Origin of the sequence: Streptomyces sp. ISL-11, assembly GCF_018614525.1 — a bacterium.
Classification (GTDB): Bacteria; Actinomycetota; Actinomycetes; order Streptomycetales; family Streptomycetaceae; genus Streptomyces.
In genome coordinates, this window is record NZ_JAGGOL010000087.1 from 1 (window position 1) to 23432 (window position 23432).

General features: G+C 71.2%; 20 protein-coding genes and 1 pseudogene. 7 read left to right on the forward strand and 14 right to left on the reverse strand.

What is annotated here, in order from left to right:
- From J7E86_RS18835 to J7E86_RS18855, 5 genes and pseudogenes are all read left to right on the forward strand, one after another.
- Window positions 1–237 (forward strand): annotated as a pseudogene (locus J7E86_RS18835) (hypothetical protein); the annotation flags it as partial.
- A 49-nt stretch (window positions 238–286) separates the two neighbouring features.
- On the forward strand, window positions 287–1108 hold the full coding sequence (locus J7E86_RS18840; protein ID WP_215082870.1) for a thioredoxin domain-containing protein: 822 nt from the start codon (window positions 287–289) through the stop codon (window positions 1106–1108).
- Window positions 1109–1192: 84 nt separating this feature from the next.
- Window positions 1193–1870 (forward strand): hypothetical protein, encoded by a 678-nt coding sequence (locus tag J7E86_RS18845; protein ID WP_215082885.1) that lies wholly within the window; start codon window positions 1193–1195, stop codon window positions 1868–1870.
- Window positions 1871–1910: 40 nt separating this feature from the next.
- Window positions 1911–2756, forward strand: coding sequence for a thioredoxin domain-containing protein (locus J7E86_RS18850; RefSeq protein ID WP_215082871.1), 846 nt, complete (start codon window positions 1911–1913; stop codon window positions 2754–2756).
- 88 nt (window positions 2757–2844) lie between these two features.
- The gene (locus J7E86_RS18855) at window positions 2845–4476 is read left to right on the forward strand and encodes an alkaline phosphatase (protein ID WP_215082872.1); all 1632 of its coding nucleotides are present in this window, start codon (window positions 2845–2847) and stop codon (window positions 4474–4476) included.
- 100 nt (window positions 4477–4576) lie between these two features.
- On the opposite strand, the gene J7E86_RS18860 is transcribed toward J7E86_RS18855, so the two are convergent.
- Window positions 4577–5167, reverse strand: coding sequence for a dienelactone hydrolase family protein (locus J7E86_RS18860; RefSeq protein WP_215082873.1), 591 nt, complete (start codon window positions 5165–5167; stop codon window positions 4577–4579).
- 113 nt (window positions 5168–5280) lie between these two features.
- On the opposite strand from J7E86_RS18860, the gene J7E86_RS18865 reads away from it, so the two are divergent.
- The gene (locus J7E86_RS18865; RefSeq protein WP_215082886.1) at window positions 5281–6384 is read left to right on the forward strand and encodes a mechanosensitive ion channel family protein; all 1104 of its coding nucleotides are present in this window, start codon (window positions 5281–5283) and stop codon (window positions 6382–6384) included.
- 21 nt (window positions 6385–6405) lie between these two features.
- Here J7E86_RS18865 and J7E86_RS18870 read toward each other — a convergent pair whose 3' ends face one another.
- From J7E86_RS18870 to J7E86_RS18885, 4 genes are all read right to left on the reverse strand, one after another.
- Window positions 6406–7998, reverse strand: a complete 1593-nt coding sequence (locus J7E86_RS18870; RefSeq protein WP_215082874.1) for a Na+/H+ antiporter — start codon at window positions 7996–7998, stop codon at window positions 6406–6408.
- 106 nt (window positions 7999–8104) lie between these two features.
- Window positions 8105–9046, reverse strand: coding sequence for an RluA family pseudouridine synthase (locus J7E86_RS18875; RefSeq protein WP_215082875.1), 942 nt, complete (start codon window positions 9044–9046; stop codon window positions 8105–8107).
- Between the two features lie 38 nt (window positions 9047–9084).
- On the reverse strand, window positions 9085–9657 hold the full coding sequence (gene lspA, locus J7E86_RS18880; RefSeq protein WP_215082876.1) for a signal peptidase II: 573 nt from the start codon (window positions 9655–9657) through the stop codon (window positions 9085–9087).
- Window positions 9658–9721: 64 nt separating this feature from the next.
- Window positions 9722–11005 (reverse strand): TraR/DksA family transcriptional regulator, encoded by a 1284-nt coding sequence (locus tag J7E86_RS18885; protein WP_215082877.1) that lies wholly within the window; start codon window positions 11003–11005, stop codon window positions 9722–9724.
- A gap of 484 nt (window positions 11006–11489) precedes the next feature.
- Between J7E86_RS18885 and ileS the strand changes: the two genes are divergently transcribed.
- On the forward strand, window positions 11490–14633 hold the full coding sequence (gene ileS, locus J7E86_RS18890) for an isoleucine--tRNA ligase (RefSeq protein WP_215082878.1): 3144 nt from the start codon (window positions 11490–11492) through the stop codon (window positions 14631–14633).
- 187 nt (window positions 14634–14820) lie between these two features.
- Here the strand turns inward: ileS and J7E86_RS18895 are convergent, their stop codons facing one another.
- The 9 genes from J7E86_RS18895 to ftsW all read right to left on the reverse strand — a co-directional run.
- Complete coding sequence (locus tag J7E86_RS18895; protein WP_215082879.1) at window positions 14821–16011, reverse strand: DivIVA domain-containing protein; 1191 nt, start codon at window positions 16009–16011, stop codon at window positions 14821–14823.
- 61 nt (window positions 16012–16072) lie between these two features.
- Entirely contained in the window at window positions 16073–16357 is a 285-nt protein-coding gene (locus J7E86_RS18900) for a YggT family protein (protein WP_087928500.1), read from the reverse strand.
- A gap of 76 nt (window positions 16358–16433) precedes the next feature.
- Window positions 16434–17036 (reverse strand): cell division protein SepF, encoded by a 603-nt coding sequence (locus J7E86_RS18905; protein ID WP_087928499.1) that lies wholly within the window; start codon window positions 17034–17036, stop codon window positions 16434–16436.
- 121 nt (window positions 17037–17157) lie between these two features.
- The gene (locus J7E86_RS18910; RefSeq protein ID WP_215082880.1) at window positions 17158–17877 is read right to left on the reverse strand and encodes a YggS family pyridoxal phosphate-dependent enzyme; all 720 of its coding nucleotides are present in this window, start codon (window positions 17875–17877) and stop codon (window positions 17158–17160) included.
- Window positions 17874–18608: a peptidoglycan editing factor PgeF gene (gene pgeF, locus J7E86_RS18915; protein ID WP_308312635.1), complete on the reverse strand. Its 735-nt coding sequence runs from the start codon at window positions 18606–18608 to the stop codon at window positions 17874–17876. The genes J7E86_RS18910 and pgeF overlap by 4 nt, the downstream gene beginning before the upstream one ends.
- 78 nt (window positions 18609–18686) lie before the next feature.
- A complete protein-coding gene (gene ftsZ / locus J7E86_RS18920) occupies window positions 18687–19925 on the reverse strand; it encodes a cell division protein FtsZ (protein ID WP_215082882.1) in 1239 nt (412 codons plus the stop codon).
- A gap of 241 nt (window positions 19926–20166) precedes the next feature.
- On the reverse strand, window positions 20167–20994 hold the full coding sequence (locus J7E86_RS18925; protein WP_215082883.1) for an FtsQ-type POTRA domain-containing protein: 828 nt from the start codon (window positions 20992–20994) through the stop codon (window positions 20167–20169).
- A 24-nt stretch (window positions 20995–21018) separates the two neighbouring features.
- Window positions 21019–22113 carry an undecaprenyldiphospho-muramoylpentapeptide beta-N-acetylglucosaminyltransferase gene (gene murG, locus J7E86_RS18930; protein WP_215082884.1) on the reverse strand — a complete coding sequence of 365 codons (1095 nt, stop codon included), beginning with the start codon at window positions 22111–22113 and terminating at the stop codon, window positions 21019–21021.
- Window positions 22114–22119: 6 nt separating this feature from the next.
- Window positions 22120–23432, reverse strand: a 1313-nt coding sequence (gene ftsW, locus J7E86_RS18935) for a putative lipid II flippase FtsW (protein WP_374223825.1), incomplete at its 5' end; no start/stop codon positions are given.

Consider the following 23432-nt stretch of genomic DNA (forward strand, 5'->3'; position numbering starts at 1 on the left):
GGCCTGCTGGCCGCCGCCTGGCTGCGCCGCGGCGAGGCGGCACTCGGCCGGCTGCTGGGCGCGGTCGCGGCGGTCGCCTTCCGGCCGCTGCTCCTGGCCCTCGCCTCCGTCGGCGCGGCCGCCGGTCCCGCCCGGGTGCCCGTACGACCGGTGCGGCACGCGCGCGTGCCCGCCGGCCGGTCCCTTCTCCACTCCGTGGTCCGCCGCGGTCCGCCGCCCGGCCCGGTCTCGGTCTGAGACCCCCGGGCCCGAGCAGGACCACGGCACCACCACACGGAGAAGCACCATGAGCAAGCGCAACACCTGGGAGAACAAGCAGTCGGCCCGCGAGCGGCTGCGCGCCGAGCGGGAACAGCAGGAGAAGAAGGAGCGGGCGCGCCGCCAGCTGGTCGTCGGCGGTTCGGTCGTCGCGGTCCTGGCCGTCGCGGCGGGCATCGCCGTGGCCGTGACACAGCTGGACGGCAAGGGCTCGGACTCCGCCTGGTCCGCCGCCGCGAAGAAGGACCTCGTCAAGCCCGCCAACACCGCCGGCGACAAGGGCACCGAGGTCGTCATCGGCGACCCGAAGGCGAAGCACACCCTGGACCTGTACCAGGACATGCGCTGCCCGATCTGCTCGGTCTTCGAGCAGAACGTGGGCGGCACGCTCGACAAGGGCGTCAAGGACGGCACGTACAAGATCTCGTACCACGTCGGCACGTTCATCGACGGCAACCTCGGGGGCGTCGGCTCGAAGAACGCCCTGAGCGCGCTGGGCGCGGCCCTGGACGTCGGCCCGGAGGCGTTCAGCGCCTACAACAAGGCCCTGTACACCAAGGAGAACCACCCGCAGGAGACGAAGGACGCCTACGCGAACGACGACACCCTGCTGAAGATCGCGGACAGCGTCCCGGCCCTCAAGGGCAACGCGGCCTTCCGGAAGAACGTCACGGACGGCACCTTCGACAAGTGGGCGCTGGAGGTCTCGGGCGACTTCGACAAGGCCAAGGACGTCACCGGCACCCCGACCCTCAAGCTCGACGGCAAGAAGCTGACCGCGGACGGCAAGAACGCCCCGATCACCCCGGAGCAGTTCACCAAGGCCGTCGACGAACGGCTCAAGGGCTGACCCTCGCCCCCGGCCTCCCGTCCCCGTCACCGATGCCGAATCTTGACACGACACCCCGGAGAGGTCGTGGCACACTTCGTGCTCATGGAGGGGACGGGAGTTCGACTGAGGGCGCTGCGCGCGGCGTTCTTCACCGCCCTTTGCGTCACCCTCTCCGCCGCCTCCCACGTCCTGCTCTCCCGGGCGCCGCTGCCGCTGTCCACGGTCGCCGTGCTGTCGGGGGCGTTCTTCACCGTCGCCTACGCACTGGCCGGCCGTGAGCGCGGCTACGGGCGGATAGCCGCCCTGCTCGTCCCCCTGGAACTGGCGGCGGACACCGTCTTCACCACCGGCCAGCACGCCTGTTACGGGCGGGCCGGCGGCCCGATAGCGGGCCCGCTGCACTCGATCGGCGTCGACCTCGTCTGCCGCGGCGGCGACTTCGGTACCCCGCTGGCCCGGATGGCGGCCCGGGGCGACGCCGGGCCGGCCGGGGCGACGAGCTCGGCCCTCCCCTGGCTGCTGCTCGCCTGCCACGTCGGCGTGGGCCTGCTGGCCGCCGCCTGGCTGCGCCGCGGCGAGGTCGCCCTGACCCGCCTGCTGCGCGCCCTCGCCGGCTTCGCCTTCCGCCCGCTGCTGCTGGCCGCCGCCACGCTGACCGCCGCCCGCCCGCGCCGGGCGCCCGTACGGCCCGTACGCCGTACCCCGCTCCCCCGCAGCCTTCCCCTGCTCGTCCACTCCGTGGTGCGCCGCGGCCCGCCCGCTCGCCCGGCCTTCGCCTGAGCACAGCGGTCACCGCCCCTCATCCCACACGGAGAACACCATGAGCAACCGGAACAACCAGCAGAACAAGCAGGCCGCCCGCGAGCGGCTGCGCGCCGAGCGCGAGCGGCAGGCGAAGCGGGACAAGACGCGCCGCCAGCTCGTCGTCGCCGGCTCGATCGTCGTCGTCCTCGCCCTCGCCGGCGGCATCGGCTTCGCGGTCAGCCAGATGAAGGACGGCGACAGCTCCGGCAAGAACGCCGACTGGGCCGCCGCCGCGAAGAAGGACCTCGTCAAGCCCGCCAACTCCACGGGCGAGAACGGCAACGAGATCCTCATCGGCGACCCGAAGGCGAAGGAGACCCTCACGGTCTTCGAGGACCCGCGGTGCCCGTCGTGCGCCGCCTTCGAGCAGCGCTCCGGTGACCAGCTCCGCCAGGACGTCAAGGACGGCCGCTACAAGGTCCGTTTCGTCATGGTGAACTTCATCGACGACTTGCCGATGAAGGGCTCCGGGGCCGGTTCGAAGAACGCCGTCAGCGCGCTCGGCGCCGCCCTGAACGTCAGCCCGCAGGCGTTCGTCGACTACAAGGAAGCCCTCTACTCGGCGAAGAACCACCCCGAGGAGACGGACGACGCCTACGCCGACGACAAGCGACTCATCGAGGTCGCCCAGCAGGTCCCGGCCCTGAAGGGCAACAAGGACTTCGAGAAGAACGTCACCGGGGGCACCTACGACAAGTGGGCCCTGGAGATGGGCAAGCTGTTCGGCAAGGACGGCGTCAACGGCACCCCGACCCTGGTGCACAACGGCAAGCAGCTGAAGAACGCGGGCGGGAAGAACCCTCCGATGGCCAAGGAGGAGTTCATCGCGGCCATCGACAAGGAATTCGGGCCGAAGAAGTAACGAAGATCAAGTAACGAACCGGCCATGGGCGGGCGAACTCTGACGGTTCGTCCACCCATGGGCTTACCGGACAGTAAGGTGATGGTCCGTGACTCATCACTCCCCGATATCACGGCGCACCGCCGTGACGGCCGCCGCCGCCACCGCCGCGCTCCTGCCGTTCGCCGCTCCCCCGGCCCAGGCCGCGGACAGCGCCCCCGCCTTCCTGCACGGTGTCGCCTCCGGTGACCCGCTGCCCGACGGCGTCCTGCTGTGGACCCGTGTCACCCCTGTCCCGGAGGCCGTTCCCGGCTCCGGGCGCGGGCCGGCCGTCGAGGTGGCCTGGGAGGTGGCCGAGGACGAAGTGTTCGGCAGGGTCGTCGCGCGCGGGCGCGTGACCGCCTCGGCCGCGGGCGACCACACCGTCAAGGCCGATGTGCGCGGCCTGCGTCCGGCCACCGCCTACTGGTTCCGCTTCACAGCGGACGGCGTGCGCTCCCCCGCCGGCCGCACCCGTACCGCCCCGGCCCGGGACGCGGCCGTCCCGGGCGTCCGCTTCGGCGTGGTCTCCTGCGCCAACTGGGAGTCGGGCTACTTCTCCGCGTACCGCCACCTCGCGGGCCGCCGGGACCTGGACGCGGTCATCCATCTCGGCGACTACCTCTACGAGTACGCCTCGGGCCAGTACCCGGCCGCGAAGTACGTCGTGCGCCCGCACCGGCCGGCCCACGAGATCGTCACCCTGGCCGACTACCGCACCCGGCACGGCCATTACAAGACCGACCCCGACCTCCAGTCGCTGCACGGCACCCACCCGACGATCGCCATCTGGGACGACCACGAGTTCGCCGACAACACCTGGTCGGGCGGGGCCGGGAACCACACCCCGGGCGCCGAGGGCGACTGGTCGGCACGGGTGGCGGCCGCGAAGCAGGCGTACTTCGAGTGGATGCCCGTCAGACCCTCGATCGAGGGCACCACCTACAGACAGCTGCGCTTCGGCACACTCGCCGACCTGCACCTGCTGGACCTGCGCTCGTTCCGCTCCCAGCAGGCCAAGCCCGGCAGCGGCACGGTGGACGACCCGGGCCGCACCCTCACCGGCCGCGCGCAGCTCGACTGGCTCAAGGCGGGGCTCGCGTCCTCCGACACCACCTGGCGGCTCGTCGGCAACTCCGTGATGATGTCGCCGGTCGCCTTCGGCGCGCTGCCCGCCCATCTGCTGGAGCCGCTCGCCACATTGCTCGGCCTGCCCGCGGGCGGCATAGCCGTCAACACCGACCAGTGGGACGGCTACACCCACGACCGCGGTGAACTGCTCGCCCACCTCACCGGCCGCGGCATCCGCAACACCGTCTTCCTCACCGGCGACATCCACATGGCGTGGGCCAACGACGTGCCGGTGCAGGCGGCGACGTACCCGCTGTCGGAGTCGGCCGCCACCGAGTTCGTCGTCACCTCGGTGACCGCCGACAACCTCGACGAGACCCTGCACGTCCTGCCGCACACCGTCTCGCTCGCCGCCGTCACCGCGATCAAGGCCGCCAACCGGCACGTGCAGTGGGTGGACATGGACTCGCACGGCTACGGCGTCCTCGACGTCACCGCCGAGCGGGCCCAGATGGACTACTACGTGCTGTCCGACAAGCGGAACCCCAAGGCGACGGCGTCGTGGACCCGCTCGTACCGCACGCTCTCCGGCACGCAGCGGGTCGAGCGGGTCAAAGCGCCGGTCCGCTAGGCGGTTGCCGCCTGCGGCGGCGAGCGCCCTGCGGGCGCGTCCTCAAACGCCGGACGGGCTGAATCGCGGCTGAGCTCAGCCGCTTTCAGCCCGTCCCCGCCTACCTCGCGGCCAGTTCCTCCAGGAAGCCGAGGGCCACTCGCCACGTGGCCTCCGCCGCCTCCTCGTCGTAGTCCGCCAGCTCGGGGTCGGTGTACAGGTGGCCGGCCCCGGGGTAGCGGTGGACCTCCACGTCCGCGCCGGCCCGGCCCATCCGCAGATACCACGCGTTGAGCCAGTCGTGCGGCTCGAAGGGGTCGGGGTCGGCGACGTGCAGCTGTACGGGCAGCTCGTCCACGGCCGCGTCCTCGGCCAGGTCGGAGGTGCCGTGCAGGAGCAGCAGGCCGCGGGCCTTCTCGTCGCCCAGCGCCAGGTTCTGCGCGACGGAACCGCCCAGCGAGAAGCCGGCGTAGACCAGGCCCCGGTCGGACAGCGGCGCGGCGGCGGTGATGGCGCGCTTCAGCAGCTCCTCGGCGCCGATCTCCTCCTTGATCGCCATGCCCTCCTCGACGGTGTCCGCCGTCCGGCCGTCGTAGAGGTCCGGTACGTGCACCTCGTGACCGGCGGCGCGCAGGCGCTCGGCGGCGGCGTGCACGGCGGGCCGCAGACCGTACGCCGAATGAAACAGGACAATCGTGGTAGAGGACGCCACTGGGGTCACTTCCTTACAGGGTGAATCGCGTGTCCCCCATCGTGCCAGCTACGGTCGGGGTGAAGCGCCCCACCGGCGAGCACGTGGCCGGCCCGGAAGGAGCTGAGGTGTCCATGGAGGGCGTACTGCGTCCGCTGTCCGTCATCGGTGGCGCGCTGGTCGTCACCGTGATCGTGGGGTGGGTCGCCGACCAGGCGATGCGCCGGATCGACGTCCGGCACCCCGAGACCCCGTTGTGGGGCCTGTTGCGACGCTGCCGGTGGCCGCTCCAGGTGGTGCTGTGCGCGGCGCTGCTGCGGGGCGGCTATCGCGCGGCCGATCTCACCGGGAGCCATCAGGAGGCGGTCGGCCACGCGCTGAGCCTGGTGCTGATCGGGGCGTGCGCCTGGCTGGTCGTACGGGTCGCGGTGGCCATAGTGGAGGCCGGTTACGCGCGCTACGCCGCCAGCGCCCACGACCCGGCCCGGGTGCGCCGGGTGCGGACCCAGGTGACGCTGATCCAGCGGCTGGTCACCGCGATCGTGGGCGTGGTGGCGGTGGCGGCGATGCTGCTGACCTTCCCGGACATGAAGACGGTCGGCACGTCGATGCTGGCGTCGGCCGGTCTGATCGGCATCGTCGCCGGTGTGGCGGCCCAGTCGACGCTCGGCAATCTCTTCGCGGGGCTCCAGATCGCCTTCGGGGACGTCGTGCGCATCGGGGACACCGTCGTCGTGGACGGCGAGTGGGGCCGGGTGGAGGAGATCACGCTCACCTATCTGGTGGTGACCACCTGGGACGAGCGGCGGATCACCATGCCGGTGTCGTACTTCACCAGCCGGCCGTTCGAGAACTGGTCGCGCAACAACCCGCGGATGACCGGCACGGTCTTCTTCCACCTCGACCACTCGACGCCCATCGACCTGATGCGCGAGCACCTGCACGACGTGCTCAAGGCCACCCTGGAGTGGGACCAGCGGGCGTGGAGCCTGGTGGTCACCGACACCACGCCGTCCACCATCCAGGTGCGGGCACTGGTGACGGCGAAGGACGCCGACGACATCTGGGCGCTGCGCTGCGTGGTGCGCGAGCAGCTGATCGAGTGGCTGCGGCGGGAGCACCCGTACGCGCTGCCGCGGCTGAACACCGCTCCGGCGCCCGGCCTGGAGAGCGCCCCCGACCGGCGGCAGACCCCGCCGACGGGCGAGGACATAGGGCCCGGACCGGGCACGACGTGAGGGGCGGCGTCCGGGGCCCGCTCAGAACCCGCGCAGGGTGGGTTCGTCCAGATGGCGCAGCACCCGGTCCACCACCTCCGGGTCCGCCCCCGGCTCGCTGCGTGCCGCCAGCACCTCGTGCCGTGCCGCCGAGAGCAGTTCGCCCTGCACCCGCTGGAGCGTCCGCAACCGCTCCACGCGCTGTGCGTGTGCCTCGCGGCGCTCCTCGTCGACCATGTCGGGGCTGATCCGGGCGCCCATGTCGTAGGCGCGCCGGCCGAGCAGCTCCATCATGTCCTCGGGAAGATCCTCTTCCTCCACGATCTCCCACAGGCGGTGCTTGGCCGCCTTCGCCGCCCGGGCGGCCAGCTGCCGCTCCAGATCCCTCCTCGCGTCCTTGTCGGCGTGCACCCCCAGCGCCTTGACCAGCCAGGGCAGGGTCAGGCCCTGGACGACGAGGGTGGCGATGATGACGGCGAACGCGATGAAGAGGATCTCGTCGCGGGCGGGGAAGGGGGATGTGTCGTCCATGGACAGGGGGATGGCCAGGGCGAGTGCCACGGTGGCCACGCCCCGCATCCCCGACCACCACGTCACCACCGTCTCGCGCCAGCTCAGCAGGATCTCCTCGTCGACGTCCCGGCGCTTGTGCAGCTTCCTGGCCAGCCACGCGGCGGGCAGCAGCCACAGCAGCCGGACGCCCACCACCACCGCGACGACGACACCGCCGATGCCCAGCATCTCGCCCCAGCGGCCGGAGGCGGTGTTGATGGCGTTGTGGAGCTCCAGGCCGACCAGTCCGAAGGCCGCGCCGGTGACGAGGGTGTCGACGACCTCCCAGAAGGTGTGCCCGGCCAGCCGTCCCAGGACGTCGTCGGGGTCGGTCGCGTACTCGGCGAGGAAGAGGGCGGTGGTCAGCACCGCGAGCACGCCGGAGCCCTTGAGCTCCTCGGCGAGGACGTAGGAGACGAACGGCACCAGCAGGGTGAGACCGATCTGGAGCGTGGCGTCCCCGAGGACGTCCAACAGTCGCTTGGCGGCCCAGCCGAGCGCGAGGCCGACCGCGACGGCCACCACGGCGGACAGCACCAGTGCGCCGATCGCCCGCGGCAGCGAGAAGGTGCCGCTGACGGCGGCCGCGATGGCCACGTGGTAGAGCACGATGGCGGTGACGTCGTTGAAGAGCCCCTCGCCCTCCAGGATGGAGACCAGGCGGCGCGGCAGCCCCAGGGAGCCCGCGACGGCGGTGGCGGCGACCGGGTCGGGCGGGGCCACGAGCGCGCCCAGCGCGACGGCGGCGGCGAGGGAGATCCCGGGCACGATCGCGTTGGCGACGGCGGCGACGGCCGCGGTGGTGACGAAGACGAGCGCGACCGCCAGCAGGAAGATCGGCCGCCGGTTGGCCGCGAACTGCCGCCACGAGGTGCGCTGGGCGGAGGCGTAGAGCAGGGGCGGCAGCACCAGCGGGAGGATGAACTCCGGCGGGATGTCCACGTTGGGCACGAACGGCAGCAGCGCGAGGACGATCCCGCCGAGCGTCATCAGAACCGGGGACGGCACCCCCAGCCGGTCTCCCAGCGGCACCGTGACCAGCGCTCCGAGCAGCAGCACGAACAGCAGCGCCAGCTGGTCCACGGAGGCCCTCCGGGGCGGGTGGGGAACAGTCGTTCCCCCTCAGCCTGCCATGAACGCCGCAGGTCGGCTCGGTGCGGGCGCCTCGGGCCCGCCCCGGGCCGTGCGGTTACGCGCTCTCGGCCCGCACGATGTCCAGGGCTCGCGCGAGGTCCTCGGGGTACTCGCTGGCGAACTCCACCCAGCGGCCGTCCTCGGGGTGCTCGAAGCCGAGGCGCACGGCGTGCAGCCACTGGCGGGTGAGCTTGAGCCGCTTGGCGAGGGTGGGGTCGGCGCCGTAGGTGAGGTCGCCGACGCAGGGGTGGCGGTGAGCCGCCATGTGCACGCGGATCTGGTGCGTGCGGCCGGTCTCCAGCTTGACGTCGAGGAGGCTGGCGGCGCGGAACGCCTCGATGAGGTCGTAGTGGGTGACCGACGGCTTGCCCTCGGCGGTGACGGCCCACTTGTAGTCGTGGTTGGGGTGGCGGCCGATGGGCGCGTCGATCGTGCCGCTCATCGGGTCCGGGTGGCCCTGGACGAGGGTGTGGTAGCGCTTGTCGACCGTGCGCTCGCGGAACTGCTGCTTGAGCAGGGTGTAGGCGCGCTCGGACTTGGCGACGACCATCAGGCCGGAGGTGCCGACGTCCAGGCGGTGCACGATGCCCTGGCGCTCGGAGGCACCGGAGGTGGAGATGCGGTAGCCGGCGGCGGCCAGGCCGCCGATCACGGTGGGGCCGGTCCAGCCGGGGCTGGGGTGGGCGGCAACGCCGACCGGCTTGACGATCACGACGATGTCGTCGTCGTCGTGGACGATCTCCATGCCCTCGACGGGCTCGGCGACGATCTGCACGGGCGCGGGCGCGGCCGGCATCTCGACCTCCAGCCAGGCACCACCGGAGACCCGGTCGGACTTCCCGGCCTCGGCACCGTCGAGCTGGACCTTGCCCGAGGCCGCCAGCTCGGCCGCCTTGGTGCGGGAAAAGCCGAACATACGGGCGATGGCGGCGTCGACGCGCTCGCCTTCGAGGCCGTCGGGTACGGGCAGGGCGCGGATCTCGGGAACGGTGCTCACCCGTCGAGTATGACGGACGGCGCCGGCCCGCCCGTACGTCAGTCCTTGTGAACCGTGCCGTCCGGGTCCAGGCCGCGGAAGGAGAGGATCACGATCAGGAAGCCGCCGCAGACGATCGCGGAGTCCGCGAGGTTGAAGACGGCGAAGTGCGCGGGGGCGATGAAGTCCACCACACCGCCCTCGAAGCCGCCGGGCGAGCGGAAGAGCCGGTCGGTGAGGTTGCCGAACGCGCCGCCGAGCAGCAGGCCGAGCGCGATCGCCCACGGCAGGCTGTAGAGCTTGCGGGCGATCCGGGCGATCACCACGATCACCGCCGAGGCGATGACCGTGAAGACGATCGTCATGGCCTCGCCGATGCCGAAGGCGGCGCCGCGGTTGCGGATCACCTCCAGCTGGAGCCAGGTGCCGACCAGCTCGACCGGGTCGTGGTGCTCCAGCTTCGCCACCACGAGCAGCTTGCTCGTCAGGTCGAGGAGGTAGGCGAAGGCGGCGACCGCGAGGAGCACGGCGATGCGCCGGCCCCCCTTGGCCGTGCCCGGGGCGTCCACCGTCGCACCCTCGGCCCCGTCGGCGCCCTCGGGCGTGCCGGTGGTCTGTTCCGCCTCTGTCACGTGAGTCCTTCGACGTCGTCCTGCCTGGCTGAGGACGAGGGTACGGCACACGCGCGCGAGCGGGTCAGCGGCGTTCCTGCCGCTGCTTGCACTCCACGCACAAGGTGGCGCGCGGGAACGCCTGCATACGGGCCTTGCCGATGGGCTTGCCGCAGTTCTCGCAGAGCCCGTACGTACCGGCTTCGAGCCGGTCCAGGGCGCGCTCCGTCTGGAGCAGCGTCTCGCGGGCGTGGGCGGCCAGGGCCAGTTCGTGCTCCCGGGTGATGTTCTTGGTGCCGGTGTCCGCCTGGTCGTCGCCGGCGCCGTCGCCCGAGTCGCGCATCAGCCCGCTGATCGCCTCCTCGGCGGCGCCGATCTCGGCCCGCAGCCGCAGGACCTCGCTCTGCAGCCCGGTACGGGCCTCGGCCACCTCCGCCGGCGACCAGGGCTCCTCCCCCGGCCGCACCGCGAGCTCCCCGGGCACGGCCGCCCGTGCCGCGGGCACCTTGCCGTCCATGGTCTTCTTCGCAGCCACCGTCCTGGCTCCCGTCTTCTTCGCGGCCTTCGCGGCCGGTGCGCTTGCCGCTGGCGCGGCGGTTCGGTCTGACATGGATGCGGTTGCCGCTCGCGCGGCGGGCTCGGCGGGGGTCGCCGGGGCGGCGGGCTCGGCCTTGGCCCTTTTGGCCGGAGCGGCCTTCTTCGCCTTCGCCGGGACGGCGGGCTCCTCAGGGGAGCCGCCCGGCGGGGCGGCGACCGCCTTTCCGCCGGGCGCGGCTTCGGCGGGGACCGGCCCCTCGCCGGAAGCGGCCTTGGCCCGGGTTGTCGCCGCAGCCTTTTTCGCCGGGGCCGCCTTCTTGCCGGCGGCGGCCTTTTTCGCTGGGACCGCCTTCTTTCCGGAAACGGCCCGCTTCCCGGACGCCGCCTCGGCGAGAGGCGCCCCTTCGCCAAGCGGCGTCTCCTCTCCGGGCACGGCCTTCGGCCGAGCCACCTTCTTGGCAGCGGCGGTCCCGCCCGCCGTTGCTGTCCCCTTCATCGCCGCCGCCTTCTTGCCGGCGGAGACCCGTTTCTCCGGCGCAGGTTCCGCCAGGGCTGTCTTCTTCGTCGTCGTGGCCTTTCCAGTGGGTGGTGGCTCGTGCCCGAGGGCGGTCCTGGTCTTCTTCGCGGGGGTCGTGGCCTTGGGGGAAGCGGGCTCGGCCCGCGCGGCGGACTTCGCGGTCGTCGCCTTCTTCGCCTTCTTGGCCGGCACGGCCTTCTCGGCTGCCGGCTTCCTGCCCGCGTCGGCCTTCGCCGGAGCCGCCTTCCTGCGCACCGTGGTCTTCTTGGCCGGCGCGGCCGGCTCCGCCGCCCCCGCGGACTTTCTCGCCACCATGACCGCGGCCCCTTCACATTTTATGATCTTGCGCGCGAATCGTGCCGGAACGATAGATCTCCACCGGGCACGCAGCAACGGGGCACGCCGGTCTCATCGGTTGTGCCCCGCCCCCGGCCCTGTAATCAGGGCCGCCCCCTACCCGTACAGCCCCGCCGAAACCGGTAGGCCGCCCCCGGCCGGGCCCCGTACACTGAGCGGAGCGAAAGGCGTGGAAGGGACGAGTAGCTCCGCACGCAGCCAGGAGCGACCCGGGGACGGTGGAAGCCCGGGGGCGTGCGCGGTGTGAAGATCAGCCCCGAGCTGCCGGAAGAACGCCCCGGAGGTCACTCCGGGAGTCAGTAGAACCGGCGTCGCGACCCAATGAGGGGGCCGAAGGCGCGGTGCGCCCGCGGCCAAGGAGGGTGGTACCGCGGGACCGCGAGCGCGCGTTCTCGTCCCTCCGACGGACAGCGCCATGACGTTCCGCCGGAGGAAGCCTCAGATGAGTCCCCAGCCGCAGTACCACCAGGTACCCGCACAGGTGGACCTGCCCGCCCTGGAGCACGCCGTGCTCGATTTCTGGCGCGAGAGCAAGGTCTTCGCCCGTAGCCTCGAGGCGTCCGAGGGCCGCCCCGAGTGGGTCTTCTACGAGGGCCCGCCCACCGCCAACGGCATGCCCGGCGCCCACCACATCGAGGCCCGCGTCTTCAAGGACGTCTTCCCGCGCTTCCGCACCATGCAGGGCTTCCACGTCGGCCGCAAGGCCGGCTGGGACTGCCACGGCCTGCCGGTCGAGCTCGCCGTCGAGAAGGAGCTCGGCTTCTCCGGCAAGCAGGACATCGAGGAGTACGGCATCGCGGCCTTCAACGCGAAGTGCCGTGAGTCCGTGACCCGCCACACCGACGCGTTCGCCGAGCTCACCACCCGGATGGGCTATTGGGTGGACCTGGACGACGCGTACCGGACGATGGACCCGGAATACGTCCAGTCCGTCTGGTGGTCGCTGAAGGAGATCTTCAACAAGGGCCTCCTCGTCCAGGACCACCGCGTCGCCCCCTGGTGCCCCCGCTGCGGCACCGGCCTGTCGGACCACGAGCTGGCGCAGGGCTACGAGACGGTCGTCGACCCGTCCGTCTTCGTCCGCTTCCCTCTGACCTCCGGCCCCCTGGCCGGCGAGGCGTCGCTGCTGGTGTGGACGACCACCCCGTGGACCCTGGTCTCCAACACGGCCGCCGCCGCGCACCCCGACGTCACGTACGTCGTGGCCACCGACGGCAACGAGAAGCTGGTCGTCGCCGAGCCGCTGCTGGAGAAGGCCCTCGGCGAGGGCTGGACCGCGACCGGCCGGTCGTTCACCGGTCGCGAGATGGAGCGCTGGGCCTACCGCCGCCCGTTCGACCTGGTCGAGCTGGAGGGCGCCAACTTCGTCGTCAACGCCGAGTACGTGACGACCGAGGACGGCACCGGCCTCGTCCACCAGGCCCCGGCCTTCGGTGAGGACGACCTCAGGACCTGCCGCGCCTACGGCCTGCCGGTCGTGAACCCGGTCCGCCCGGACGGCACCTTCGAGGAGGGCGTCGGCCTCGTCGGCGGCGAGTTCTTCAAGAAGGCCGACGAGAAGCTCGTCGCGGACCTCTCCGAGCGCGGCCTGCTCTTCCGGCACATCGCCTACGAGCACAGCTACCCGCACTGCTGGCGCTGCCACACCGCGCTGCTGTACTACGCGCAGCCGTCCTGGTACATCCGCACCACCGCGGTCAAGGACCGGCTGCTGGAGGAGAACGAGAAGACCAACTGGTTCCCGGAGTCGGTCAAGCACGGCCGCTTCGGCGACTGGCTGAACAACAACATCGACTGGGCGCTCTCCCGCAACCGCTACTGGGGCACCCCGCTGCCCATCTGGCGCTGCGAGGAGAACCACCTCACCTGCGTCGGCTCGCTGGCCGAGCTCTCCGAGCTGACCGGCACCGACCAGAGCGCGCTGGACCCGCACCGCCCGTACATCGACGACGTCACCTTCACCTGCACCACCGATGGCTGCTCCCACACCGCCGTCCGCGTGCCGGAGGTCATCGACGCCTGGTACGACTCGGGCTCGATGCCCTTCGCGCAGTGGGGCTACCCGTACAAGAACAAGGAGCTCTTCGAGAAGCGCTACCCGGCGCAGTTCATCTCGGAGGCCATCGACCAGACCCGCGGCTGGTTCTACACCCTCATGGCCGTCGGCACGCTCGTCTTCGACAAGTCGAGTTACGAGAACGTCGTCTGCCTGGGCCACATCCTCGCCGAGGACGGCCGCAAGATGTCCAAGCACCTGGGCAACATCCTCCAGCCCATCCCCCTGATGGACCAGCACGGCGCCGACGCCGTCCGCTGGTTCATGGCCGCCGGCGGCTCCCCGTGGGCCGCGCGCCGCGTGGGCCACGGCACGATCCAGGAGGTCGTCCGCAAGACGCTCCTCACCTACTGGAACACGGTCGCCTTCCAGGCCCTCTACGCCCGTACGTCCGGCTGGGCGCCCTCCGCGTCCGACCCGGCCGCGGCCGACCGCCCGCTGATCGACCGCTGGCTGCTGGGCGAGCTGAACACCCTGACCGACCAGGTCACCCAGGCCCTGGAGGCATACGACACCCAGCGCGCCGGCAAGCTGCTGTCGTCCTTCGTCGACGACCTGTCCAACTGGTACGTGCGCCGCTCGCGCCGCCGGTTCTGGCAGGGCGACGCGGCCGCGCTGCGCACCCTGCACGAGGTCATCGAGACGGTCACCCGCCTGATGGCCCCTCTGGTGCCGTTCATCACCGAGCGGGTGTGGCAGGACCTCGTCGTCCCGGTCGACCCGGAGGCCCCCGAGTCGGTGCACCTGGCCACCTGGCCGACGGCGGACAGCGCCCTGGTCGACCCGGAGCTGTCCCGGCAGATGCTGCTCGTACGGCGCCTGGTCGAGCTGGGCCGCGCCACCCGCGCGGAGTCCGGCGTCAAGACCCGCCAGCCGCTGTCGCGCGCGCTGGTCGCGGCGGCCGGCTTCGAGGACCTCGGCCCCGAGCTGCGCGCTCAGATCACCGAGGAGCTGAACGTCTCCTCGCTGGCCTCCTTGTCCGAGGTGGGGGGTTCGCTGGTCGACACGACCGCGAAGGCCAACTTCCGCGCCTTGGGCAAGCGGTTCGGCAAGGGCGTCCAGGCGGTGGCCAAGGCCGTCGCCGAGGCGGACGCCGCCGCGCTGTCGCTGGCCCTGCGCGAGGGCACCGCGTCCGTCGTCGTGGACGGTGAGCCGGTGGCGCTCTCGCCCGACGAGGTCATCATCACCGAGACGCCCCGCGAGGGCTGGTCGGTGGCCTCCGACTCGGGCGCGACGGTCGCCCTCGACCTGGAGATCACCCCGGAGCTGCGCCGTGCGGGCCTCGCCCGTGACGCGATCCGGCTGATCCAGGAGGCCCGCAAGAACAGCGGCCTGGACGTCGCCGACCGCATCGCGCTGCGCTGGAGCTCGGCCGACGAGGAGACGGTGACGGCGCTCGGCGAGCACGCCGGCCTGATCGCCGACGAGGTACTGGCGGCGGACTTCGCGTCCGGTGACGCCGACGGTTCCTACGGCGAGCCGTTCGAGGACGAGGGCCTCGGTCTGACGTTCCGCCTCCGCAAGGCGTAACGACCCGCGCGGGACCCACGCACCGGCCGCCCGGAGGCTTCATGCCTCCGGGCGGCCGGTTTTCGTGGCGCCGCATCGCCGATGCCGCTTTATTGCCGTGACAAAACGCTTTGGACACGAAACGGGCCGGGCCCGGGACAAAGTCCCGGGCCCGGCCCGATGATTGCCTACGGCTCGCGCCGAGCGATCAGTTGTCGTCCTCGTCGATCAGGAAGCCCCGCATGGGGGACGGCGCCTGCTGCATCGGCTGCTGGCCCTGCGGCCGGACCGGTGCCATCGGCTGGGTCATCGCGGGGGACATCTGCTGCTGGCCACCGTACGACGGGCCACCGGTGGCGCCGCCGTGACCGCCCATGGACGGGTTGCCGCCCATGCTGTGGCCGCCCATGCCCGCACCTGCCGAGGCCATGGACCCGCTCATCGAGGGGGCCGCGGGCAGCGACGGGGTGTTGGGGTTGCGCGGCGGGGCCAGCGAGTCGTCCGCCTGGTTCTCCAGCTGGCGCAGCTGGCTCTCCAGGTAGGACTTCAGACGGGTGCGGTACTCGCGCTCGAAGCCGCGCAGGTCCTCGACCTTGCGCTCCAGCGTGGCGCGGGCGGACTCCAGCGAGCCCATCGCGACACGGTGCTTCTCCTGCGCGTCCCGCTCCAGGGCGTCGGCCTTGGCACGGGCGTCCCGCTCCAGACCCTCGGCGCGGCTGCGGGCCTCGCCGACGATCTTGTTGGCCTCGGAACGGGCCTCCGCGATCGCCTGGTCGGCGGTCTGCTGCGCGAGGGAGAGGACACGAGCGGCGCTGTCGCCACCCGGACCCTGACCCGGCTGCGGCAGCTGGGGGCCGGGGCCGCCCATCGGACCGTTCTGGCCCATGCCGTTCTGACCCATGGGACCGTTCTGCCCCATCTGGCCCTGACCCATACCGTTCTGACCCATCGGACCGTTCTGTCCCATGGGACCGCCCATCGGGCCGCCCATCGGTCCGTTCTGCCCCATGGGGCCGGGACCGTGCGGGCCCTGCGGGCCGTGGCCGTGACCGCCGGGGCCGGCCGGCAGCTGCGGGGCACCGCCCGGAAGCTGCGGCGGGCCGCCCATCTGCTGCTGCTGCGGCACCGGCTGCGGTCCGGATATGGCGGCGGGTACCGGAGCGCCGGGTCGCTGATCCTGCTGCTCCGGCTTGCGCATTCCCTGCTGCTGCTGGTTCTGCGCGGCGGCACGCGTGGCGGCGGCCAGCTTGGCGCGCAGGTCCTCGTTCTCCCGGAGCAGACGGGTCAGTTCGGCCTCGACCTCGTCCAGAAAGGCATCGACTTCGTCCTCGTCATAGCCTTCTCGGAGACGGACGGTCGTGAACTGCTTGTTCCGCACGTCCTCGGGGGTCAACGGCATCTCTTCTTCACCTCAACGTAGTCGTCGGCAATCGGCAAGACCGTATCGTTCACAGCCGCGTTCACAGCCGGCTCACGACGGTGATCAGGATGTAGACGATGATCATCAGTACGAAGAAGGACAGGTCGAGCGCCACGCCCCCGAGACGCAGCGGCGGAATGAACCGCCGCAGAAGCTTGAGTGGCGGATCGGTGACAGTGTAGGTCGCCTCCAGGACGACCACCATCGCCTTGCCGGGTTGCCATGAGCGAGCGAACTGGAAGACGTAATCCATCACCAGCCGGAAGATCAGAACGAACAGGAAGCAGTACAGCGCGATGTAGATCACCTGCAGTGCGATGTCCATCTCGCGCTTCCCTCTCCCCTTGCTCGTACCCGGCCTGTTAGGCCGTCATTCATCCAGCATTGCCCGGTATTGCGTCTCAGCTCTGATTGAAGAACCCGCCCTCTGCGATGCGGGCCTTGTCCTCCGCCGTGACATCGACGTTAGCAGGAGACAGCAGGAACACCTTCTGCGTCACCCGCTCGATGCTGCCGTGGAGACCGAAGACCAGACCGGCGGCGAAGTCGACGAGACGCTTCGCGTCCGTGTCGTCCATCTCCGTCAGATTCATGATCACCGGGGTGCCCTCCCGGAAGTGTTCCCCGATGGTACGGGCCTCGTTGTAGGTCCGAGGGTGCAGCGTCGTGATGCGGTAGGGCTCCCGCTCGGACACAACCTTGGGCATGATCACCGGTGCGTTCTTCTCCAGAGAGTGGCGTTCGGGTGTGATGGACGCCACGGGGGCGATTCGGGCGGGTCGTCCCGTTTCCGCTACGAGCGGAGCGGGTTCGCGTTGTGCAGGCGGCTGGGCGACTCGAACCGGTTCGTCCGGTTGCGTCTGTTGGGACTGATGCTGCTGCCTGCGTCGGTCGGGCTCAGGCTCGGGCTCGAACTCGTCATCGGGGTCGAAACCCGGGCCGTCGTACCCATCGTCCTCCACGAGGCCGAGGTAGACCGCCATCTTGCGCATCGCGCCGGCCATTCTCTGCGTCCTCCGCTCTGTGGTGGATCGGCTCCGTCAACGGCGCCTTGGATCCACTTGGTCTGCCGCCTTTTGACGGTAATGACCATATTTTCTGCTGTGGTCCGACTTCTTGGCGACGTTACCCGAGCCTGGGGCGGACTCCGAGCACCGCCGATCCGACACGTACATGTGTCGCCCCGGCGGCCACGGCGTCATCCAGGTCCGCGCTCATCCCTGCTGACACCATGTTCGCAGCAGGATGGTCCGCGCGCAGGCCCGTTGAGATTTCCATCAGCCGGTCGAACGCCGCCCTGGGCCGCCCGGCGAACGGGCCCGCCAGCGGAGCCACCGTCATCAGTCCCGCGGGACGCAGCGCTTCGGCGCCGGCCAGCGCGTCGGCGAGCGCGCCCACCCCGTCGGGCGCGACCCCACCGCGGTCGCCACGCTCACCCGACTCGGCGTCAAGAGCCACCTGGATCAGGCAGTCGAGCTCGCGGTCGGCCCGGACCGCGGCGGCGGACAGGACGGTGACCAGTCGAATGCGGTCCACCGAGTGCACCACATCGGCATAACTCACCACTGAACGGACCTTGTTCGTCTGCAATTGTCCGACGAAGTGCCAGGTCAGTGGCAAATCCGCGCATTCGGCGGCTTTCGGGGCAGCGTCCTGGTCGCGGTTCTCCGCGACGTGCCGGACACCCAGCTCGGCGAGGAGCCGTACATCGCTCGCGGGGTAGGTCTTGGTGACCACGACGAGGGTCACCTCCTGCCGCTCGCGGCCGACCGCGGCGCATGCGGAGGAGATACGTTCCTCCACTCGGGTGAGATTGTCCGCCAGTTCCGTTCTACGGTCCGTCACAGCTCAGTGTCCAACCAGACATAACTCGCGAGCCGCCCGGTGGTGCGCTCGCGCCGATACGAGAAATGGTCCGCGGATTCCAGCGTGCAAATGTGAGATTGTCCGCTGGCCTTCACGCCGAGCCGGGCGAGCTGGGCCCGTACTCCCGCCGCGACGTCCACGGCCGGGGTGCCCCGTCGGGTGGTGGCCCAGGATTCCGGCACGGCCTCGGCGACCTCGGCGCGCATCGCCTCGGGCACCTCGTAGCACAGGCCGCAGACGGAGGGCCCGGTGTGCGCGACGATCCGGGCGGGGTCCGCGCCGAGCGCGGTCATCGCCGCGACGGTGGCGGGGACGATTCCGGCGAGCAGTCCCGGGCGGCCCGCGTGGGCCGCGCCCGCCACCCCGGCGACCGGGTCGGCGAGCAGAACGGGCGTGCAGTCGGCGGTCAGCACCGCGAGGGCGAGTCCGCGACGGGCCGTCACCACGCCGTCCACGGACGGAATGTCCGCCGTGTCCCACGGGCCGTCGACCACGGCCACCTCGCGGCCGTGCACCTGGTTCATCCAGACGACCGCGGCCGGGTCGAGGCCCAGCGATGCCGCCGCCCGCTCGCGGTTGGTCCGTACCGCGGCGGGGTCGTCGCCCACCGCGCCGCCGAGGTTGAGCTCGTCATACGGAGCGGCGCTCACCCCGCCCCACCTGTCGGTGAAGGCGAAGTGCGCGCCGCTCGCATGCTGTTCGGAAGACACAGCTTCGGATGTCACTGCGTGCTGTTGCCCTATCACTGGGGGCCGCTCACTCGCTCGGAGGTGTTACTTGAGGCGGTGCTACTTCAGGAAATCCGGAACGTCCAGTTCCTCGGCGGTCGAGTCCTGGTACGGACGGGCCGGCGGGACCTGCGGGGAGGAGACCGGCGGGGCCGGGATCTCGCTCGCGGCGCTCGGCTCCGAGAGGGGCTCCTCGGTGCGCGGGGTCACGCTGCCGAGACCGCCGTAGGAAGAGCGGGACGGCTCGGGCGCCGTCGGACGGCTCTGGGCGGCCACGGCCGGCGCGCCCTCCTCGCGGCCGGAGCCGTAGGAGGAGCCGAGCACCTTGTCGCGGCTGCCCTTGGGCGGCGGCTGGCCGCCGTCGAAGCCCGCCGCGATGACGGTGACACGGACCTCGTCGCCCAGGGCGTCGTCGATGACGGCACCGAAGATGATGTTGGCCTCGGGGTGCGCGGCCTCGCTGACCAGCTGCGCGGCCTCGTTGATCTCGAAGAGGCCGAGGTCGGAGCCGCCCGAGATGGAGAGCAGCACACCTCGGGCGCCGTCGATGGACGCCTCCAGGAGCGGCGAGGAGATCGCCATCTCCGCGGCGGCCACGGCGCGGTCGTCGCCGCGCGCCGAGCCGATGCCCATGAGCGCCGAGCCGGCCTCGGACATCACGGACTTGACGTCGGCGAAGTCGAGGTTGATCAGGCCGGGGGTGGTGATCAGATCGGTGATGCCCTGAACGCCCGACAGCAGCACCTGGTCCGCGGACTTGAACGCGTCGAGCACGCTGACCTGACGGTCGGAGATGGACAGCAGGCGGTCGTTCGGGATCACGATGAGGGTGTCGACGTTCTCCCGCAGACCCGCGATGCCGTCCTCCGCCTGGTTCGCGCGGCGGCGGCCCTCGAAGGTGAACGGCCGGGTGACCACACCGATCGTCAGGGCGCCGAGCGAGCGGGCGATGTTGGCGACGACGGGGGCGCCACCGGTGCCGGTGCCGCCGCCCTCGCCCGCGGTGACGAAGACCATGTCGGCCCCCTTGAGGACCTCCTCGATCTCCTCGCGGTGGTCCTCGGCCGCCTTGCGGCCGACATCGGGGTTGGCGCCGGCGCCGAGGCCGCGGGTGAGCTCCCGGCCGACGTCGAGCTTGACGTCGGCGTCGCTCATCAGCAGGGCCTGTGCATCGGTGTTGATCGCGATGAACTCGACGCCCTTGAGACCGACCTCGATCATCCGGTTGATGGCGTTCACGCCACCGCCGCCGATACCGACGACCTTGATGACTGCGAGGTAGTTCTGCGGTGCTGCCACGTCGAAGGCCTCTCGCCTCGAGTTACGTATGCCTGGGGGACGGTTCTCGTGCCGACCCGAACCCTCAACGTGAAGTTTAGGGTTACCGGTGCCGCTGTTCAGTGGGTTCTCTCCGAACAGGACACTAAGTCGACAAGCCGCGCGCGTTCAACGAACACGCCGAACCTCCCGTTTTTCTTTTCACCCTATGTGATCACCCATAGCCCTAGCCAGCCAGGGTCCCGGCCGACCGTACGGGGCGTCAACTCCCCGACGCGGCCGGAGCGCTGGGAGCGCTCACATCGAAGTGATCCGCCCCTCGCGCCGCTTTCAGCAGTGCGGTGAGCGTACGGGCTTTCGCGTCGCCCCGTTCACCACTCCCCCAGACCACCGTCCGACCGCCCGTCAGCTCCAGGGTGATGGAGTCGTACGAGCGTACGCGGATGGCACGGGCGTCCAGCCGCAGCGCCGGAGGCAGTGCCTCGGCGACCCGGACCCCCTCGCGCTCCAGTCGGGGCGGGCCGAATCGGCGCAGGCTGGAGGAGTCCTCCGGCTCCACCAGCAGCCGGGGAACCCCTTGCGGGGCGTGATCGACTGTGGCGAACCGCACGCCACTACCGTCGATTTCGATGTATTTCCCGCTCTTCTCGACGATCGCCCTGGGCTGCCGTTCGACCACTTTGAGGTCGATTCCGCGCGGCCAGGACCGCTCGACGGTCACGGAGCCGATCCTCGGCAGCCGCTCCCGCAGCCGGCCGGCGATGGCGTCGGTGTCCACCGAGACGAGGGGGTCACCGAGCGGGACCGCGGCCGCCTCGCGCACCTCGTCGGCCGTCAGCACGCGGACGCCACTGACATCCACATGGGTGGCGCGCAGCCAGCTGGACCCGTAGAGCGCCCAGCCGGCGGCACCGCCGAGGAGGACGGCGCAGGCCGTCCACGCCAGCAGCCGCCGGCGCGGCAGCCGGAGCCGGGGGCTCCCGCCGCCGCGCGGTGCGCGCCCGCCGGGCCGGGACGGGCCGGACCGCGCCGCGCTCTTGGAGTTCTTGCTCTTCGAGCCACCGCGCTGGGCGGTCGTCGGTCCGGCCACGCTCCCCTAGCCTCCTGCTCCTGCTCAGCCCGCTCTGCGTGCGGCAATCGCCTCGTACACCATGCCGACGAGCAGCTCGTCGGCGTCGCGGCGCCCGAACTCGGAGGCGGCGCGGGACATCTCGTACAGCCGGTGCGGGTCGGCGAGCACCGGGACCACCTGGCTCTGCACCCATTCGGGTGTCAGCTCGGCGTCGTCGACCAGCAGGCCGCCGCCCGCCTTGACCACCGGCTGGGCGTTGAGCCGCTGTTCGCCGTTGCCGATGGGCAGCGGGACGTAGGCGGCCGGCAGCCCGACGGCGGACAGCTCGGCGACGGTCATGGCGCCCGCGCGGCAGAGCATCATGTCGGCCGCGGCGTACGCCAGATCCATCCGGTCCACGTACGGTACCGGGACATAGGGTGGCATTCCGGGCATGTTGTCCACATGCGGCAGGTCGTTCTTCGGGCCGACCGCGTGCAGGATCTGGATGCCGGAGCGCTGCAGCGCCGGCGCGACCGCCTGGACGACCTCGTTCAGCCGGCGGGCGCCCTGCGAGCCGCCGGAGACCAGCAGCGTCGGGATGTTGGGGTCGAGCCCGAAGTACGCCCGCGCCTCGTGACGCATCGCACCCCGGTCGAGGGTGGCGATGGTGCGGCGCAGCGGGATGCCCACGTAGCGGGCGTTGCGCAGCTTGCTGTCCGGCGTGGACACCGCGACGGCCGAGGCGTAGCGCGAGCCGATCTTGTTGGCGAGGCCGGGCCGGGCATTGGCCTCGTGCACCACGATCGGCACGCCGAGCCGCTTGGCGGCCAGGTAACCGGGCAGCGCCACATAGCCGCCGAAGCCGACCACGCAGTCCGCCTTGGTCCGCTCCAGGATCTGCTCGGCGGCCTTGATGGTGCCGCGCAGCCGTCCGGGGACGGTGATCAGCTCGGGTGTGGGCTTGCGAGGCAGGGGTACGGCGGGGATCAGTCCGAGTTCATAGCCCCGCTCGGGCACGAGCCGGGTCTCCAGACCCCGCTCCGTGCCGAGCGCCGTGATCCCCACGGTCGGGTCCTGCCTGCGCAGGGCGTCCGCGAGGGCGAGCGCGGGCTCGATGTGGCCGGCGGTCCCCCCACCGGCGAGTACGACATGCACCGAAATTCACCGCTCTCCGGACGGTCGCTTCTTGACGCGCCGTCTCATCGTCTTCCATCTCACCCCAGGCTGCCGCATGGCCAGTGCCGCTCGCGCACCGGGTTCGTCGCGCGCGAAGGCGATCAGCAGTCCGATGGCGAACATGGTCGGCAGCAGGGCGGACCCTCCGTAGGAGAACAGCGGGAGCGGGACACCGGCGATCGGCAGCAGACCGAGCACCGCACCGATGTTGACCACGGCCTGGGCCGTGATCCAGGTGGTCACACCTCCCGCGGCGTACCTCACGAAGGGGTCCTCCGTGCGTCCGGCCACGCGGATACCCGCATAGCCTAGAGCCGCGAAGAGGGCGAGTACCGACAGCGTCCCCGCGAGACCGAGTTCCTCACCGGTGATGGCGAAGATGAAGTCGGTGTGCGGTTCGGGGAGTTCACCCCATTTCTCCACACTCGCTCCGAGGCCGGCGCCGAACCAGCCGCCGTTGGCCAGGGCGTAGATTCCGTGCACGGCCTGCCAGCACTGGTCGTGGGTGCCGGGCTCGGTCGCGCCGATGCAGGCGAGGCGGGACATGCGGTTGGCGCTGGTCTTGATGAACAGGACGGCGAGCACGGCCGTGACGCCGAACACCCCGGCGAACAGCCTGGTCGGCGCTCCGGCCACCCACAGCAGCCCCAGCAGCACGGCGGTCAGGACGACGGTGGTGCCCATGTCGCCGCCCAGCATGATCAGGCCGAGCAGCACGAAGGTGACGGGCACCAGCGGCACCAGCAGGTGCTTCCACTGGGTGAGGAGCTTCTTGTCCTGCTTGCGGGCCAGCAGGTCGGCTCCCCACAGGACGAGGGCGAGCTTGGCGAACTCGCTGGGCTGGAGCTGGAAGGGGCCGCCCAGGGAGATCCAGTTGGTGTTGCCGTTGATGGTCTGCCCGATGCCGGGCACCTGGACCAGGCAGAGCAGGAAGAGCGAGCCGGCGAGCGCGGGGTAGGCGAAGGCCCGCAGCAGCTTCACGGGCATCCGGGCGGCCGCGAGCAGCATGACGGCGCCGATGGCGGCGGCCAGCAGCTGTTTGCGAAAGAAGAAGCTGGGCGGCAGGCCGTTCTGCAGGGCCTTGATCTGGGAGGCGGAGTAGACCATCACCAGACCGAGCACGAGGATCAGCATGGAGCCGCCGAGCACCAGGTAGTACGCGGTCAGCGGCCGGTCCCAGGCGCGCCTGGCGCGCTTGTGAAGGCCCCTCAGGCCGCCCAGGAGGGTGCCGCGCGGGGGTCCGGGCCGACGCGGGCCGCCGGCGCCCGCACGGGCCGGCCGGGAGGCGCGGGCGGGCC

Excerpts from the sequence above, each read along its gene's own strand:
- J7E86_RS18840 (WP_215082870.1), top strand. The coding sequence starts at position 287 with ATGAGCAAGCGCAACACCTGGGAGAACAAGCAGTCGGCCCGCGAGCGG.
- J7E86_RS18845 (WP_215082885.1), top strand. The coding sequence starts at position 1,193 with ATGGAGGGGACGGGAGTTCGACTGAGGGCGCTGCGCGCGGCGTTCTTC.
- J7E86_RS18850 (WP_215082871.1), top strand. The coding sequence starts at position 1,911 with ATGAGCAACCGGAACAACCAGCAGAACAAGCAGGCCGCCCGCGAGCGG.
- J7E86_RS18865 (WP_215082886.1), top strand. The coding sequence starts at position 5,281 with ATGGAGGGCGTACTGCGTCCGCTGTCCGTCATCGGTGGCGCGCTGGTC.
- J7E86_RS18885 (WP_215082877.1), bottom strand. The coding sequence starts at position 11,005 with ATGGTGGCGAGAAAGTCCGCGGGGGCGGCGGAGCCGGCCGCGCCGGCC.
- ileS (WP_215082878.1), top strand. The coding sequence starts at position 11,490 with ATGAGTCCCCAGCCGCAGTACCACCAGGTACCCGCACAGGTGGACCTG.
- J7E86_RS18895 (WP_215082879.1), bottom strand. The coding sequence starts at position 16,011 with ATGCCGTTGACCCCCGAGGACGTGCGGAACAAGCAGTTCACGACCGTC.
- J7E86_RS18900 (WP_087928500.1), bottom strand. The coding sequence starts at position 16,357 with ATGGACATCGCACTGCAGGTGATCTACATCGCGCTGTACTGCTTCCTG.
- J7E86_RS18905 (WP_087928499.1), bottom strand. The coding sequence starts at position 17,036 with ATGGCCGGCGCGATGCGCAAGATGGCGGTCTACCTCGGCCTCGTGGAG.